Genomic DNA, 14,631 nt, shown 5'->3' with positions numbered 1-14,631 from the left:
GGCGCGGGGAGAGCGGTGCCGAATCGGTTCGGCACAAGGCGTAACTGGAGCCACTCCACCCAGTTGATCCGACGTGGGGACGACGCTTCCCCCGGGCCCGGCAGCCGGACCGAAAGACGGCCGGACGACGGCCGAACGACGAAGAGGAAGATCATGAGTGCGATTCATCCCAAGATCACCGAGGTGCTGACGCACACCTTCAAAGTGCCCGTCGGCGAGATCCGCCCGGACTCCACGATGGACAGCCTGGAGATGGACTCCCTGGCCGCCGCCGAGTTCGCCGTCCTCCTCAGGGAGACCGCCGACGGTGACCAGGACTTCGACCGGATCCCCAAGAACGCCACCCTCGCCGACATCACCCGGTTCATCGAGGCGACCGACGGCGGGACGCTGGTGGTCGGCGAGAGCGCGATGAGCAGCGCCCGATGAACAAACCGGCCATCGCCGTCACCGGCCTGGGCATGATCACTCCGGTCGGCAGCGACACCGAGTCCACCTGGAACGGTGTGTGCGCCGGTGTCTCGCCGGCCCGCACCGTCGCGGAACTGGAGGGGTGCGAGATCGACTTCGCCTGCGTCGTCGACGGCATCGACCTGGACGCCGCGATCGGTGGCCGTGCGGCCTTCCGCATGGGGAGATACGTGAAGTTCGCCGTCCTCGCCGCCCGGGAGGCGGTCGCCGACGCCGGACTCGACCCGGCCCGGTGGGACGGCGGCCGGGTCGCGGTGGTCGTCGGCACCAGCAGCGGGGGCTCGGCCTCACTGACCGAGCAGGCCGTGGTGCTCGAACGGTCGGGGGCCGGGGCCACCTCCCCGTCGGGCATCCTGCTCACGATCCCGAACATGCCCGCCGCCGAGATCGCGATCCAGATGAAGGCCACCGGGCCCAGCCTGGCGCCCTGCACCGCCTGCTCGTCCGGCGCCACGGCGCTGTCCGTCGCCCGCGACCTGCTGGCCACCGGGCAGTGCGACATCGCCATCGCGGGAGCCACCGAGTCGATCGTCTACCCGGTGGCCATGGCCGGGTTCGCCAGGTCCGGGGCCGGAGCCCGGAAGGACGGCGATCCCGCCCTGCTCTGCCGGCCCTTCGCGGCCGACCGCGCCGGGCTGGTCATGGGGGAGGGCGCAGCCGTCATGGTGCTGGAACGGGCGGACGACGCCGATGCCCGGGGCGCCGCGCCCCGGGCCCTGCTGGCCGGCACCGGCGCGACCACCGACGCCCACCACCCGATCCGCCCGCATCCGTCCGGCGCGGTCGCCCAGGCGGCGGTGGAGGCCGCGCTGCGCGACGCGGGCTGGGCGGCCGAGGACGTCGACCACGTCAACGCCCACGGCACGGCGACCCCGGCCAACGACGCCACCGAGGCCGCCCTCATCGCCCGGGTCTACCCCCACCGGCCCCCCGTGACCGCGCCCAAGGGCGTGCTGGGGCACTGCATGGGGGCGGCCGGGGCGATCGAGGCCGGGCTGACGGTCCTCACGCTCCAGCGCGGTGTCGTACCGCCGATCGCCAACCTGGACGCGCCGGCGCCCGGGTTCGACATCGACTGCGTCACCAAGCAGCCCCTGCACCGGACCGTCCGGCGCGCCGTCAGCCACTCCTTCGGATTCGGCGGGCACAACGCCGTGCTCGCCCTCCAGCGTCCGTAGGCCGGGGCGGCGTCCACCGGACACGGCCCGGCCGACGGCCGCGGTGCGCGGGGCCGTCCCCGGGCCGTCCGCGTGGAGTCCCGCCGGGCCCGCGGCGCCCGGTACGCACCGGACACCGCGGGACGCGCCCCGCGGGGCGTACGGCGGGACTCGTGGACCCGGCCCGGGAGGTCAGCGGCTCCGGCCCCGGCCGAACTCGCCGCCCATGTCCTTGCCGCCGGTCTGCGTGCCGTCCGCGTAGTCGATCTGCTCCTTGCGGAGTTCGGCGGAGACCTCCTTCTGCTCGGTCACCTTCCTGGTCTCCATGCGCACCCGCTCCACGGGCACGGTCTCCTTGCGGGTGGTGGCGCGTTCGGCGTGCAGGGTGACCTCGACGTCCTGCTCGCGGATGTCCGCACGCCCCGCCGGGCGGTCGCCGGGCTGGAGCGGTTCGCGGACCAGGCGCACCTCCTCGTGCGTCACGGGCACGGTCCGGGTGACGTTCTCGGTGACCACGTACTTGTGCAGCCGGGCCTTCCCGCTCTCGTACTCCTCGGTGCCGACGTGCAGTTGCTCCTCGCAGCGGATCATCTCCTCCTTGCCGCCCAGGTCGGCGGCGGACCGTTCGGAGCCCGCCCCGGCGCCGACGAGCGGACGGGCGGTGCCGGCCGCCCCGGTCCCGCGGCGCCCGCTCTGCCCCGCGCCGGTGCCGGACATGCCGGACGAGGCGGTACGGGCCGTTCCCGCGCCGGAGGCGGTGGTGCCGGGCATGGGCGTCCGGCCGGTCCCGGTGGCGCGTCCGGTGCCCGCCGCGCCCATGGCGCCGGTACCGGCCGCTCCCGTGGTACCGGCTCCCGGCCGGTCGCCGAACGAGGTGGCGGTGTTCCTGGGGAGGCCGTAGTGGTTGTAGAGCTCTTCCTCCTCCGCCACGGACAGATGGGCGTCCGCGTCCACCCGGGGCGCTTCCTTCACCCGTTCCTTCGGATGCGAGATGTGCAGGTCGGACCCCACCCGGCGGGCCCCGGCCAGCGGGACGAAACTCTCCTTCATGCCGAACAGCCCGGTTTTCACCGTGATCCAGTCCGGGCGGCCGGTGTTGTCGTCGACGTACACCCGGCCCACACTGCCGACCTTCTCACCATCGGTGTCGTACACCGTCAGGCCGTCGAGCTCTCCGGAATCCGTGAAACCGCCAGCGGTTCCCATGACCGATTCCTCCTCGCCCGGGCGCGTCCTGTGGCTGGGTCCATCAGATGAGGCGCGTCCGAATTCCATCGCGCCTCACCCGGATGGGCGCTGCAACCTCCCGGCCCCCGGCATCCGGCGGCCGCACCTCCGGCGGTTCGGCGCTGACCGCCCGCCGCGGTGGTGCACGTCCCCGCACGGGGTTAGGCCGATCGGGTGATGCGGGGGCGGGGACCGGGCCGGGGTCCGGCGCCGCCGGCGCGGTACGACCGCCGAGGGCGGCCCGCCCGGCCGCCGGACCCCCGGCACATATGATCGACGGGTCACAAGCCGACCCCGTCCAGCCGCGCCACCGGAGGTGCCCCCATCGGTTCCGTACGCATCCGGCTGCCCGAGCAGCGCGGCGAACTGCTGGCCCGGCACGAGGACGGCGCGGACCTCCACCATCTGGTGTGGCGCCTCGGACCGGGGTGGCGGGTGTGCTCCAGCGCCGTGCTCGGCGGCGGCATCGGCCCGCGCGAGTGGATCCTCAACGCCCAGGTGCCCGGTGGCTACCCCCGCCTGGACCCCGACCGACACCTCGCGGAGATCGCCGCGGCGGAAGGCCTCACCGGCCCCGGCGCGGGACTGATGACCGCCGCCGACGTCACCGCGCACACCCGCGCGACCGACGGGGGAGCGACCGCGACCGCCACCTGCGGCCTGGGCGTGCGCGGCTGGGCGGCCGCCCCGGCGGAGGGGACACCGGGGCCGCCGCCCCCGGGCACGATCAACATCGTCGTCACCCTCCCCGTGCCGCTCTCCGACGCCGCGCTCGTCAACGCGGTCGCCACCGCCACCGAGGCCAAGGTCCAGGCGCTCCTGGACGCGGGCCTCGACTGCTCGGGCACCCCCACCGACGCCGTGTGCGTCGCGGCGCCCGCCCCGGGGCCCCGCCCCGCCGAACCCTTCGCCGGGCCGCGCTCCCGCTGGGGCGCGCGACTCGCCAGGGCCGTGCACGCTGCCGTCCTCGACGGGGCGCGGCGGCAATCCTGAGCACCACGGCGCCGCGCACCGCCCCCGGGGCGCGGCCGACGAAGGGAGCCCGCGCAATGACCCCGAGCGCCACCGAAACCGCCCCGCAGCGGCCGGTCGTCGCCGTCCTCGGCACCGGAACCATGGGATCGGGCATGGCCCGCAGCCTGCTCAGGGCCGGACTGGAGGTCCGCGTCTGGAACCGTACGCACGCCAGGGCGGTCCCGCTCGCGGCCGACGGCGCCACGGTCGCGGAGACGGCCGAGCAGGCCGTGCGCGGCGCCGACGTCGTCCTCACCATGCTCAACGACGGACCCTCCGTGGCCGCCGCGCTCGACGCCGCGGCCGGGGGACTGCACACCGGTCAGGTGCTGCTCCAGAGCACGACGGTCGGGCCCGACGCCACCGCCGACCTCGCCCGGCGCACGGCGGAGCTGGGACCGGTCTATCTCGACGCGCCGGTCTCCGGTACGAAACAGCCTGCGGAACAAGGCGCGTTGACGGTCTTCGTCGCGGGCCCCGCGGCCGCCCGCGGAAGGGTCGAACCCGTGCTGGACGCGATCGGGCGGCGCACGGTCTGGGTCGACGGGACCCCGGGGGCGGCCTCGAGGCTCAAGCTCGTGGTCAACACCTGGGTGATCACCATGGTCAACAACATCGCCGAGTGCCTCAACCTCGCCGAGGGGCTGGGGGTCGATCCGCGGACCTTCCTCGACGTCATGAAGGACGGCCCGCTGGACACCGCCTATCTGCAGGGGAAGTCCGCCGCGGTCCTCTCCGGCGACCTCGCCCCGAGCTTCGCCCTGTCCACCGCGCTCAAGGACACCCGGCTCATCCTGGACGCGGCGCGGGCGTCGGGGGTGCGGCTGGACCTGGTCGAGGCGTCGGCCGAACGCTTCGCGCGCGCCGAGGCGGCGGGACACGGCGGCGAGGACATGATCGCCACGTACTACGCGGGCCGCGCCCCGGACGCCACCGCCGGCTGAGCCCCGCCGCCCGGGGCACACGGATCCGTGTGTTGCGTGCGGCCCGGGGCCGTCGCGGCGGGGGTCATTCCTCGACGAACATCCCGCTGCGGAGCTTGTGGAGGATCCGGCCGAGCAGCCGGGACACGTGCATCTGCGAGATGCCCAGCTCCTTGCCGATCCGGGCCTGCGTCATCTCCTGGCCGAAACGCATGTCGATGATGCGTCGCTCCCGGCTGTCGAGGCAGCCGAGGAGCGGTGCGAGCGCGTGCAGGTTCTCGACCGTCTCCAGGGCGGGGTCCGGGCCGCCGAGCACATCGGCGAAGGTGCGCCCCCGCCTGTCGGGCCGCCCGTGGCCGGCCGGGGCGGCCGGCACGTCCAGCGAGCCCGCCGCGTATCCGTTGGCCGCCACGATGCCCTCGGTGACCTCGTTCTCGCTCAGCCCGAGCTGCTCGGCGAGCTCCGGGACGGTGGGGTCGCGATCGAGCTCGGTGACCAGCGATTCCTTGGTCCGGGCGATGTCCACCCGCAACTCCTGCAACCGGCGCGGGACGTGCACCGCCCAGGTGGTGTCGCGGAAGAATCGTTTGATCTCCCCGGTGATGTACGGGATCGCGAAGGTGGTGAACTCCACCTCGCGGGAGAGGTCGAACCGGTCGATGGCCTTGATCAGCCCGATGGTGCCGACCTGGACGATGTCCTCCATGTCGTCGCCCCGGCCGCGGAACCGCCCGGCGGCGAACCGGACGAGGGAGAGGTTCATCTCGATGAGGGTGTTGCGCGCGTACTGATGGGCGGGGGTCCCCTCCTCCAGGACCCGGAGCCGGTCGAAGAACAGCCGGGACAGCTCGCGCGCGTCGGCCGGGGCGACCTTCCCCGCGTCCTCGATCCACGGCAGTCCGCCGCTGTCCCCGGCCGTCCCCGCGGCCGGTGCGCCCCCGTCGGGCTCCGGGCCGGCCGCCGGATCCGCGCCGGTGCCGGCCGGTGCGTCGCCCGGTACCGGTCGTGCGCGGTCCGTGCTCCCGGCCCGCTCCGCACCGGCGGTCCGCGCAGTGTGCGCCGTCATCTCGTCACGCTCCCCTGGTCGAAGGCCATGAGGTGTGAGCACCTGCCCCCGGAGGAAGATCTCATGCGGGGAAGCGGGAAGTCGGTCGGGCCGCGCGGCGGCAATGGCCGGGAATCGTCGTGATGCACCGTCATGTCCGTGCACAAGGACGGCAGAAGGGCGGCGGGCCGGGCGGGCGGCACGGCCGGGACGGCGAAACCGCCCCACCGGTACGGGGGAGCCCGGTGGGGCGGTCTCCCTCAGACTGCCACAGCCGTCGGCGCAATGGGGACCGATCGGCGCATATCCAACGGTAGTTGAGTCGAAATCGACGGTGCGGCAATCTTTGGCTCCCGGGCTCCGGTCACCGTACCGGACGCGCCCGCAATGCCTGATGTGCGATCAGAATTCGGTGCGGGCGGGCCGGGAGAGGCGCTCCCAGAGGTTCTCCAGGTGGGTGTGGACGACCTCCCGTGCCTCCCGTGGCGCGAGATGGCCGATGAGGACGTGTGCGGTGAGGCCGTCCGCGAGGGCGAGGAGCGTGCGGGCCTCGACGAGCGGGTCGAACGGCGCGGCGCCCTCGGCCTCCCCGGGGCGCCCGGTGTCCTCGGTGCCCTCGGCCTCCCCGGCGCGCCCGGCCTCCCTGGTGCCCTCGACGTTCCCGGTGTGCCCGGTGGTCCTCGCGGCTTCCGCGGCGAGGCGGACGAACACCCCTTGCAGAGCGGCGTAGTTCGACCGGAGCGTCCGGGCGAGCGACTCGTCCACGGCGGCCTGCGCGAGGAAGGCGAGCCAGACCCTGGCCTCGGCGTGGCGCTCCTCCTCGAGCAGCGACACCTCGGTGGCCGCGTGCCCCAGGGCGGTGCGGGCCGACTGGGCCGGGCTCCTGACGAGGCGGGCGCGCACCCGCTCGCCCACCTGCTCGCCGATGTGCCCGAGCGTGAACACGAGCATCTCCTCCTTGGTGCGGAAGCACCGTTGGACGGCGCCCATCGAGACCTGTGCGCGGGCGGCGACGTCGCGCAGGGTCACGCCCTCCAGACCGCGCTCGTCGGCGAGGCGGCAGACCGCCTCGGCGATGAGATGACGCCGACCCGCGTGATCCACCTGCTTGGGCATGTCCGGCCGCCTCCTGTCCGTGTCTCCCGGTGACTCCTGTCCGGGGTGCAGTTTATTCGATGCGCCCGTATCGGTTCCGGGGTACCGTTCCGATACGGGCGCATCGGAACGTGCGCCGGAGGAGACCGCGCGCCGTCCGGGCGCGCGCCGGGGAGGAAGGAACCGCCGTGCGGGACCCCTTGTGGAAGATGTCCGCCACCGAGCAGGCGGAGGCGGTGCGCACCGCCGGGATCTCGGCCGTCGAACTGATCGACAGCCACCTGGAGCGCATCGCCGAGGTGAACCCGCGGGTGAACGCGGTCACCCGGCTCATGGCGGAGCGCGCACGGGCGGACGCGGCGCGGACGGACCGGCGGCGGGCCGCGGGCGAGGAGCTGGGGCCGCTCGCGGGCGTGCCGTTCACGGTGAAGGAGAGCACCCCGGTCGAGGGCGTGCCGACCACGTTCGGCGCGGAGCGGTTCCGCGATCTGGTCGCCCGCGCCGACGCGCCCCCGGTGGCGCGGCTGCGCGCGGCCGGGGCCGTCCCCATCGGGCACAGCAACATGCCGACCCTGATCCTGGCGGGGATGCACACGCGGAGCGAACTGTTCGGCGACACGGTCAACCCGTGGCACCCCGGACTGACCCCGGGCGGCTCCAGCGGGGGCGACGCGGTGGCCGTCGCCACGGGCATGGCACCGCTGGGACTCGGCAACGACTCCGGGGGATCGGTGCGCGTCCCGGCCCAGTTCTGCGGCGTGGCCGGGCTGAAGCCGTCCACGGGCCGGTTCCCGGCGGACCACCGCGTCCTCGGCCCGGACGACCCGGGCCCGGCCTCCCAGATGCTGGTCACCGACGGCCCGCTGGCCCGGAGCGTGGCCGACCTCCGGCTGGCGTACGAGGTGCTGGCCGGGACCGACCCGCGCGACCCGAGGGCCGTGCCGGTGCCCCTCCGCGGCGAACCGCTGCCCGGCCCGGTGCGGGTCGCGGTCGTGGCGGACCCCGGCGGGCACGGCGTCCACCCCGCCGTGCGCGGGGCCGTCCGGGCCGCCGCCGACGCCCTTCGCGACGCCGGGTACGAGGTGTGCGAGGTGGAGGACGTGCCCCGGATCGACGAGGCGCTCGACGCGTACGGCCGGATCACCGTGACCGAGTTCGCCCCCACCTGGCCGGTGGTGCGCAAGCTGCTCGGCGACGGCGGGGACCGCTACATCGCGATGGCGATGGAGCGGACGCCGCCCGCGAGCGCCGACGAGTTCATGAAGCTGATGGGCACCTGGATGGGCATCCGCCGCTCGTGGGCCGAGTTCCTCGACGCGTACCCGCTGCTGCTCGGCCCCTCGTTCACCGAACCGCCGGTCGAGCCGGGACTGGAGTCGCGCGACGGCGCGGGCCGGGACCGGGTCGCTTCGGGCATGCGTCTGTGCACCGTGACCAGCTTCGTGGGCGTGCCCGCCGTGGCCGTGCCGACGGGCCTGGCCGACGGGCTCCCCTGCGGGGTCCAGATCGTCGGACGCGCCTTCCGGGAGGACCTGTGCCTGGACGCGGCCCTGGCGGTCGAGGACCGGCTCGGGGTGCTCACCCCGGTCGACCCGCGCCCGGCGGGCCCGACCGGCTGACCCCGGACCGCCAGGCCGAGACGCGCCGGACCCGCGGACCCGGCACGACCCGGACGGCGGGCCCGGTCGTTGCGGATCGATGAACACCTCGTCCCGGGGGAATACCCGCAGGCACGCGGGCTTTGCTGTTGCTGTGGCGGCCGGTGACCGGTCCGGCCGCCGGTACCGGGAACAGGAGAGGGAACCCATGCCCCAGGCGTACGTGTTCACCCGCAACGGCGGACCGGAGGTGGAGGCACTCGTCGAACGGGACGTGCCGGTGCCGGGGCCCGGCGAACTGCTCGTCGCGGTCCGGGCGGCCGGGGTCAACCCGGTCGACTGGAAGCTGCGCACCGGGTACGTCAGGCCGGGCGGCGAGCCGCAGCCGTTCCCCACCGTCTTCGGCAGCGAGGCCGCCGGGGTCGTCGAGGCCGTGGGGCCGGGGGTCGAGGGCTTCGCGGTCGGGGACGAGGTCTTCGGCAACCCGGTGACCGGCGGGTACGCCGAGTACACCCTGCTGCCCGTGGCGGTGACGGCGCACAAGCCGGCCGGACTGTCGTTCGTCGACGCGGCGGTGCTGCCGGTCGCGGCGGCCACCGCGTACGACGGCATCCGGCAGCTCTGCCCGGCCCCCGGCGCCACCCTCCTGGTCACCGGGGCCGGGGGCGGGGTGGGAACGGCGGCGGTGCAGCTCGCACGGCACGGGGGCGTCCGGGTCATCGGCGTCGCGAGCGCCGCCAAGAAGGACTTCGTCGAGTCGCTCGGCGCGATCCACGTCGCATCCGGCCCCGGCTTCGCCGAACGGGTCCGGGCGGCGGCCCCCGACGGCATCGACGCGGTCTTCGACCTGGTCGGCGGCGACACCCTCAGGGCCGCGGCCCCGCTGCTCGCGGACCCGGCCGCACTGATCAGCGCGGGCGGCAAGCCGCTGGCCGTGGAGCTCGGCGGGGCGGCCGTCGCACGGGCCCGCACCTCCGCCGTCCTCGAAGCGGTGGCGGACCTCGCCGTCACCGGAGTCCTGCGGGCGCGGGTGACCCGCACCTTCCCGCTGGCCGAGGCGGAACGGGCGCTGCGCGCCGTGGAGGACGGGCACGTGCTCGGCAAGATCGTGATCGAGGTGGCCCGATGAGCCCCCGGCACCCCGCCGCCGACCCGCACCCGCTGGACAACCCGGTCCGCGCCGCGCTGACCGGCCCGCACGGCCACTTCGCCGAGCGCCGCGGCCGCATCCTGCGCTACCCGGTGGACGTGGCCCCCTGGGTCGCGCTCCCGGAGGAGCCGGAGGCCGAGGACTGGGCCGACGCCGCGGCGCTCGCCGGACCCGGGGGCGCCATCGCCATCACCGCCTTCCGGGAGCCGCCGCCGAAGGACTGGGAGGTCTTCTTCGACGCCGAGGGCGTCCAGCTCGTCGACGCCGGGGTCGAGGCGGCCCCGTTCCCGCAGGCCGTACGGCTCGGACCCGCCGACGTGCCCGACATGCTCGCCCTGGTCGAGCGCACCCGGCCCGGGCCCTTCCTGCCCCGCACCGTCGAGCTGGGCACCTACCTCGGCGTCCGGCGCGAAGGGGTGCTCGTCGCGATGGCCGGCGAACGGCTGCGCCTGCCCGGCTGGAGCGAGATCAGCGCCGTCTGCACCGACGAGTCGGTACGCGGCCAGGGGCTCGGCACCGGCCTCGTGCGCGCCGTCGTCCACGAGATCGGGCAGCGCGGCGAAACGGCGTTCCTGCACGCCGCGGCCTCCAACACCGACGCCGTCCGGCTCTACGAATCGCTGGGATTCGCGCTCCGCCGCCGCACGTCCTTCCTCGGGGCGCTCGTACCGGAACACGCCGTGCCCGCCGCACACTGACCCGCACACCCCGCGGACCGTCCCGGAGGCACGATGTCCGGCGACACGCCCCGGCAGCCGGCGGCGTCCGTCGCCCGGACCCCGGCCTCCGGAGGGGGGACCTTCGGCCCGAGACATCCGGGCCGAAGGTCCGTACCCGCTTCGCGCGGGGACCTTCGGCAGGGGCCGACGGGCCGTAAGCCTCGTGATCCGCCCCCGTCGGACCGGGTGGACTGGGAACGGACGCCGGCACGGGGCCGGCGGAGCGCGGGAGGAGTCAGCTGTGACGATCGGGCGTCGCCGGCGTCGGCGTGCGACACGTGGAGCGGCGCTCCCGGGCACGGCGGACGCGGGGGAGGCCGCCGCACGTGCGCCGAGGGTCGGCAACCCGGCGCTGTTCGCGGGGCTGGCCCTGCTGACCACCCTGGTCGTCCTCCTGGACATCGAGACCGGGAAGGACCTGCATCTCGTACCCCTGCTGGTGGTCGTCCCCGCTCTGATCTCCGTCTTCGGAACGATCCGGCAGACCGTGGGCGTGGCCACCTGGACGATGATCGTCGTCGTCTGCTCGCGCCTGGTCACCGGCGGGACGTTCTGGGACGTCACCATCAGCGTGGCCTTCACCGCGCTGGCCTGCTTCCTCGGCGTCGGATCGTGCGCGCTGCGGATCCGCCACGCCGCCGAGATAGCCAGGCTGCGCTCCGCCGCCGGCGCGCTCCAGCGCCAGATCCTGCGCCCGCTGCCGATCCCGACCGAGCAGATCCTCGCCCACGGCATCTACACGCCGATCGAGGAGGACGGCCTGGTCGGCGGCGACATCTACGAGGTCGTCGAGTCGCCCTACGGGACCCGGGTGATCATCGGGGACGTCCAGGGCAAGGGGCTCGCCGCGATCGGGGCGGGCTTCGCCGTGCTCGGGGCGTTCCGGGAGGCGGCCATCCGCGAGCCCGACCTGACCGGGGTGGTCGACGCCCTGGAGGACGCGGTCGCCCGGCACAACGCGTTCTCCGCCCAGACCGGCGAGACCGAACGCTTCGTCACCGCCCTGGTGCTCGGCTTCGACGGGAGCGACCGGGTCCGGGCCGTCAACTGCGGCCATCTGCCGCCCCGGCTGTTGCACGAGGGCACGGCCCGCGCGCTGCCGCTGCGCCGTACGTCCGTCCCCCTGGGCATGGCGGAGCTCAGCCCCGAGGCCCGGGCCTCGGAGCCGCTGGACTTCCCGCCCGGCGCCACGCTCCTGCTCTTCACCGACGGGGTCACCGAGGCCCGCGACGCGTCCGGCGCCTTCTACCCGCTGGACACCCGGCTGCCCCGCTGGACGGGACTGGAGCCCTACGAGGTACTGGACGCGCTCCACGCGGATCTGGAGGCGTTCTCCGGCGGCGTACGGCGGGACGACATCGCCGCGCTCGCCCTGCGCCGGACGACGGCGGCCGAATCGCGCCGGACCGGGGAGCCGGGGCACGGCGCCCGCCGGGCCGCCGAGGTGTTCAGCGCCCGGTGACCGCCGGACACGGGGCCCCTGGAACGGCCGGTTCCGTACGTGGCCGACAGGTAGGGGAGAGCCCCGGAAGGGCGTCCCGCAGTCGTTCCTTACGGCACTTCGCGCCAAAAAATGTCCCGACGAGACTTGTGTCGCGTCGGGACATTTTCAGGTGTACGGTACAACCATGAATCCGGAACGGAAGAGCCCGGAACGGCGGAGCCGCAAGGCCCGCAGGACCCGGGACGCACTGGCGCAGGCCGCGTCCGAGCTCGTGCTCGAACGGGGACTGCGGGACGTGACGGTCGAGGAGATCGCGGAACGCGCGGACGTCGACCGGCGCACCTTCAGCCGGTACTTCACGAGCAAGGAAGCCGCGGTCCTGGACTCGGTCCGGGGCGACGGCGACCGGATCAACGAAGCCCTGCGGGCCCGCCCCGCCGGCGAACCCCCGCTCACCGCCTACCGCCGCGCCGTGCACGACTGGCTCGACGACCCCGGCGCGCAGGCATGGCACCGGCGCGCCGGGATCTTCGACCTGCTGGTCCTCGCCGAGCGGGAGCCGACCCTCTACGCGGCGTTCCACCACATCCGGGTGGACGCCCAGGAGGACTCGGTCGCGATCGTCGCCGAGCGGCTCGGAGTCGATCCGGACCGCGACCTCCGCCCCGCCGTCACGGTCGCCGCGGGCGCCGGGGCGCTCCTGGCGGCCCAGGCCGCCTGGGCGCGGGCCGGACTGCGGGAAGACCTGCCCCGACTGGTCGGGCAGGCATTCGACGCCCTCTCCGGGGAGCTGCTCATGCGGCTTCCCGCCGGACCGGCGCCGCACAGCACCACGGAAGGAAACGCACCATCATGAGCACCCCCCTCACCCCCGCCGACCAGGAGTTCGCCGGTCGGACCGCCCTCGTCACCGGAGGAGCCTCCGGCATCGGACTGGCCCTCGCCCACCGCCTCGCCGCCGGCGGCGCGTCCGTCGTCGTCGCCGATTACGACGAGGCCGCCGCCCGCAAGGCGGTCGCCGAACTGGAGAACGCGGGCGCCCGGGCCGCCGCGGTCGCCATGGACGTCACCGACCCCGCCTCCGTCGAAGCGGGCGTCCGGTTCGCCGTCGACACCTTCGGCGCCCTGCACCTCGCCGTCAACAACGCGGGCATCGGCGGCCCCAGCAACCCCACCGGCGAGTACGCGGTCGAGGACTGGGACCGGGTCGTCGCCACCAACCTCAGCGGCGTCTTCTACTCGATGCGCCACGAGATCCCCGCCATCGTCGCCGCGGGCGGCGGCGCCGTCGTCAACATGTCGTCGATCCTCGGCACCAACGGCTTCGCCGGCTCGCCCGCCTACGTGGCCGCCAAGCACGGCGTCGTCGGACTCACCAAGACGGCCGCCCTCGAGTACGCGGCGCGGAACGTCCGCGTCAACGCCGTCGGCCCCGGCTTCATCGACACGCCGCTGCTGCGCGACACCGACGGCCCGGCCCGCGACCACCTCGTCTCGCTGCACCCCGCGGGACGCCTCGGCACGGCCGAGGAGGTCGCCGAACTGACCGCCTTCCTGCTCTCCGACCGCGCCTCCTTCATTCACGGCAGCTATCACCTGGTGGACGGCGGTTACTCCGCCTCCTGAGTGGCGGAACGACCGAACGGGGGCGAGCAATGGAACGAAGAGAGCGAGGAGAATCCCATGAAGGCCGTCCAGTACCGCACCGCCGGCGCGGCACCCGAGGTCGTCACCGTGCCCGACCCGGAACCGGGCCCCGGCCAGGTGCTGATCGAGGTCACCGCCGCGGGCGTCTGCCACTCCGACATCGCCGTGATGAGCTGGCCCGCGGAGCAGATCCCCTTCCCGCTGCCGCTCACCCTCGGCCATGAGGGCGTCGGCACCGTGGCCGCCCTCGGCGACGGCGTCGACGGCCTCCCGGTCGGCACCTCCGTCGCGGTCTACGGCCCGTGGGGCTGCGGCACCTGCGTCAAGTGCGCCGAGGGCAAGGAGAACTACTGCCTGCGCGCCAAGGAGCTCGGCATCATGCCGCCCGGACTCGGCGCGCCCGGCGCCATGGCCGAGTACATGATCGTCGACGACCCGCGCCACCTGGTGCCGCTCGGCGACCTCGATCCGGTCCAGGCCGTACCGCTCACCGACGCCGGACTGACCCCGTACCACGCGATCAAGCGCTCGCTGCCCAAGCTGGTGCCGGGAGCCACCGCCGTCGTCATCGGCACCGGCGGCCTCGGCCACGTCGCGATCCAGCTGCTGCGCGCCATGACGGCCGTCAGGGTCATCGCCCTCGACGTCTCCGAGGACAAGCTCGCCCTCGCCCGCGCCGTCGGCGCCCACGAGACCGTCCTGTCCGACGAGAACGCCGCGGCGAAGGTCCGCGAACTGACCGGTGGGACCGGGGCGCAGGTCGTCCTCGACTTCGTCGGGGCGCCGCCCACCGTCGTCACGGCCGGGGCCTCGGCCGCCATCGACTCCGACGTCACCGTCGTCGGCCTCGGCGGCGGGGCACTGCCGGTCGGCTTCGGCTCCCTGCCGTACAACACGACGGTGACCTCCCCGTACTGGGGCTCGCGCTCCGAACTCGCCGAGGTGCTCGAACTCGCCCACGCCGGAGCGGTCGAGGTGCACGTCGAGACGTACGGCCTGGACGAGGCGCCGCTGGCGTACGAGCGACTGCACCACGGCAAGATCAACGGCCGCGCGGTCATCCTCCCCAACGGTTGAGCGGACCGGATCCGCCTTCCCGCGGCCGGGGCGCATCCGCCCCGGCCGCCCGTCGTACGGCGGA

The 14,631-nt window shown here is 74.5% G+C and carries 14 protein-coding genes; 11 read left to right on the top strand and 3 right to left on the bottom strand.

The window, feature by feature from the left end; genetic code table 11:
- Positions 1 to 153: 153 nt before the first annotated feature.
- Together EAO76_RS10860 and EAO76_RS10855 are read left to right on the top strand one after the other, a co-directional pair.
- A complete protein-coding gene (locus EAO76_RS10860; RefSeq protein WP_148835720.1) occupies positions 154 to 429 on the top strand; it encodes an acyl carrier protein in 276 nt (91 codons plus the stop codon).
- The gene (locus EAO76_RS10855) at positions 426 to 1,649 is read left to right on the top strand and encodes a beta-ketoacyl synthase (RefSeq protein ID WP_148835719.1); all 1,224 of its coding nucleotides are present in this window, start codon (positions 426 to 428) and stop codon (positions 1,647 to 1,649) included. Before EAO76_RS10860 ends, EAO76_RS10855 begins: the two co-directional genes overlap by 4 nt.
- A 171-nt stretch (positions 1,650 to 1,820) precedes the next feature.
- On the opposite strand, the gene EAO76_RS10850 is transcribed toward EAO76_RS10855, so the two are convergent.
- A complete protein-coding gene (locus EAO76_RS10850; RefSeq protein WP_148835718.1) occupies positions 1,821 to 2,834 on the bottom strand; it encodes a PRC and DUF2382 domain-containing protein in 1,014 nt (337 codons plus the stop codon).
- Positions 2,835 to 3,221: 387 nt separating this feature from the next.
- On the opposite strand from EAO76_RS10850, the gene EAO76_RS10845 reads away from it, so the two are divergent.
- Both EAO76_RS10845 and EAO76_RS10840 read left to right on the top strand, forming a co-directional pair.
- Positions 3,222 to 3,848, top strand: coding sequence for an adenosylcobinamide amidohydrolase (locus EAO76_RS10845; RefSeq protein WP_376302385.1), 627 nt, complete (start codon positions 3,222 to 3,224; stop codon positions 3,846 to 3,848).
- Positions 3,849 to 3,904: 56 nt separating this feature from the next.
- The gene (locus EAO76_RS10840) at positions 3,905 to 4,813 is read left to right on the top strand and encodes an NAD(P)-dependent oxidoreductase (RefSeq protein WP_148835716.1); all 909 of its coding nucleotides are present in this window, start codon (positions 3,905 to 3,907) and stop codon (positions 4,811 to 4,813) included.
- A gap of 64 nt (positions 4,814 to 4,877) precedes the next feature.
- On the opposite strand, the gene EAO76_RS10835 is transcribed toward EAO76_RS10840, so the two are convergent.
- Positions 4,878 to 5,858 carry an RNA polymerase sigma factor SigF gene (locus EAO76_RS10835; RefSeq protein WP_148835715.1) on the bottom strand — a complete coding sequence of 327 codons (981 nt, stop codon included), beginning with the start codon at positions 5,856 to 5,858 and terminating at the stop codon, positions 4,878 to 4,880.
- Between the two features lie 381 nt (positions 5,859 to 6,239).
- Positions 6,240 to 6,953, bottom strand: a complete 714-nt coding sequence (locus EAO76_RS10830; RefSeq protein ID WP_148835714.1) for a TetR/AcrR family transcriptional regulator — start codon at positions 6,951 to 6,953, stop codon at positions 6,240 to 6,242.
- Between the two features lie 167 nt (positions 6,954 to 7,120).
- Between EAO76_RS10830 and EAO76_RS10825 the strand changes: the two genes are divergently transcribed.
- From EAO76_RS10825 to EAO76_RS10795, 7 genes are all read left to right on the top strand, one after another.
- Positions 7,121 to 8,551, top strand: a complete 1,431-nt coding sequence (locus tag EAO76_RS10825; protein WP_262375375.1) for an amidase — start codon at positions 7,121 to 7,123, stop codon at positions 8,549 to 8,551.
- A gap of 187 nt (positions 8,552 to 8,738) precedes the next feature.
- A complete protein-coding gene (locus EAO76_RS10820) occupies positions 8,739 to 9,659 on the top strand; it encodes an NADP-dependent oxidoreductase (protein ID WP_148835713.1) in 921 nt (306 codons plus the stop codon).
- Positions 9,656 to 10,378: a GNAT family N-acetyltransferase gene (locus tag EAO76_RS10815; protein WP_148835712.1), complete on the top strand. Its 723-nt coding sequence runs from the start codon at positions 9,656 to 9,658 to the stop codon at positions 10,376 to 10,378. The genes EAO76_RS10820 and EAO76_RS10815 overlap by 4 nt, the downstream gene beginning before the upstream one ends.
- A 262-nt stretch (positions 10,379 to 10,640) precedes the next feature.
- Complete coding sequence (locus EAO76_RS10810) at positions 10,641 to 11,861, top strand: PP2C family protein-serine/threonine phosphatase (protein ID WP_148835711.1); 1,221 nt, start codon at positions 10,641 to 10,643, stop codon at positions 11,859 to 11,861.
- A gap of 166 nt (positions 11,862 to 12,027) precedes the next feature.
- Complete coding sequence (locus EAO76_RS10805) at positions 12,028 to 12,699, top strand: TetR family transcriptional regulator (RefSeq protein WP_148835710.1); 672 nt, start codon at positions 12,028 to 12,030, stop codon at positions 12,697 to 12,699.
- Entirely contained in the window at positions 12,696 to 13,469 is a 774-nt protein-coding gene (locus EAO76_RS10800) for an SDR family NAD(P)-dependent oxidoreductase (RefSeq protein WP_148835709.1), read from the top strand. Before EAO76_RS10805 ends, EAO76_RS10800 begins: the two co-directional genes overlap by 4 nt.
- A 57-nt stretch (positions 13,470 to 13,526) precedes the next feature.
- Positions 13,527 to 14,567 (top strand): NAD(P)-dependent alcohol dehydrogenase, encoded by a 1,041-nt coding sequence (locus EAO76_RS10795; protein ID WP_148835708.1) that lies wholly within the window; start codon positions 13,527 to 13,529, stop codon positions 14,565 to 14,567.
- Positions 14,568 to 14,631 lie beyond the last annotated feature (64 nt).

The sequence above is a fragment of the Streptomyces sp. sk2.1 genome (genome assembly GCF_008120935.1).
GTDB lineage: Bacteria > Actinomycetota > Actinomycetes > Streptomycetales > Streptomycetaceae > Streptomyces.
The sequence above is the reverse complement of the archived record's forward strand: the minus strand, read 5'-3'. Positions and strand labels throughout refer to the sequence as shown.

Bases quoted from the DNA above. Each gene is read 5' to 3' on its own strand.
- EAO76_RS10860 (WP_148835720.1), top strand. From the start codon at position 154: ATGAGTGCGATTCATCCCAAGATCACCGAGGTGCTGACGCACACCTTC.
- EAO76_RS10855 (WP_148835719.1), top strand. From the start codon at position 426: ATGAACAAACCGGCCATCGCCGTCACCGGCCTGGGCATGATCACTCCG.
- EAO76_RS10850 (WP_148835718.1), bottom strand. From the start codon at position 2,834: ATGGGAACCGCTGGCGGTTTCACGGATTCCGGAGAGCTCGACGGCCTG.
- EAO76_RS10840 (WP_148835716.1), top strand. From the start codon at position 3,905: ATGACCCCGAGCGCCACCGAAACCGCCCCGCAGCGGCCGGTCGTCGCC.
- EAO76_RS10835 (WP_148835715.1), bottom strand. From the start codon at position 5,858: ATGACGGCGCACACTGCGCGGACCGCCGGTGCGGAGCGGGCCGGGAGC.
- EAO76_RS10830 (WP_148835714.1), bottom strand. From the start codon at position 6,953: ATGCCCAAGCAGGTGGATCACGCGGGTCGGCGTCATCTCATCGCCGAG.
- EAO76_RS10820 (WP_148835713.1), top strand. From the start codon at position 8,739: ATGCCCCAGGCGTACGTGTTCACCCGCAACGGCGGACCGGAGGTGGAG.
- EAO76_RS10815 (WP_148835712.1), top strand. From the start codon at position 9,656: ATGAGCCCCCGGCACCCCGCCGCCGACCCGCACCCGCTGGACAACCCG.
- EAO76_RS10805 (WP_148835710.1), top strand. From the start codon at position 12,028: ATGAATCCGGAACGGAAGAGCCCGGAACGGCGGAGCCGCAAGGCCCGC.
- EAO76_RS10800 (WP_148835709.1), top strand. From the start codon at position 12,696: ATGAGCACCCCCCTCACCCCCGCCGACCAGGAGTTCGCCGGTCGGACC.
- EAO76_RS10795 (WP_148835708.1), top strand. From the start codon at position 13,527: ATGAAGGCCGTCCAGTACCGCACCGCCGGCGCGGCACCCGAGGTCGTC.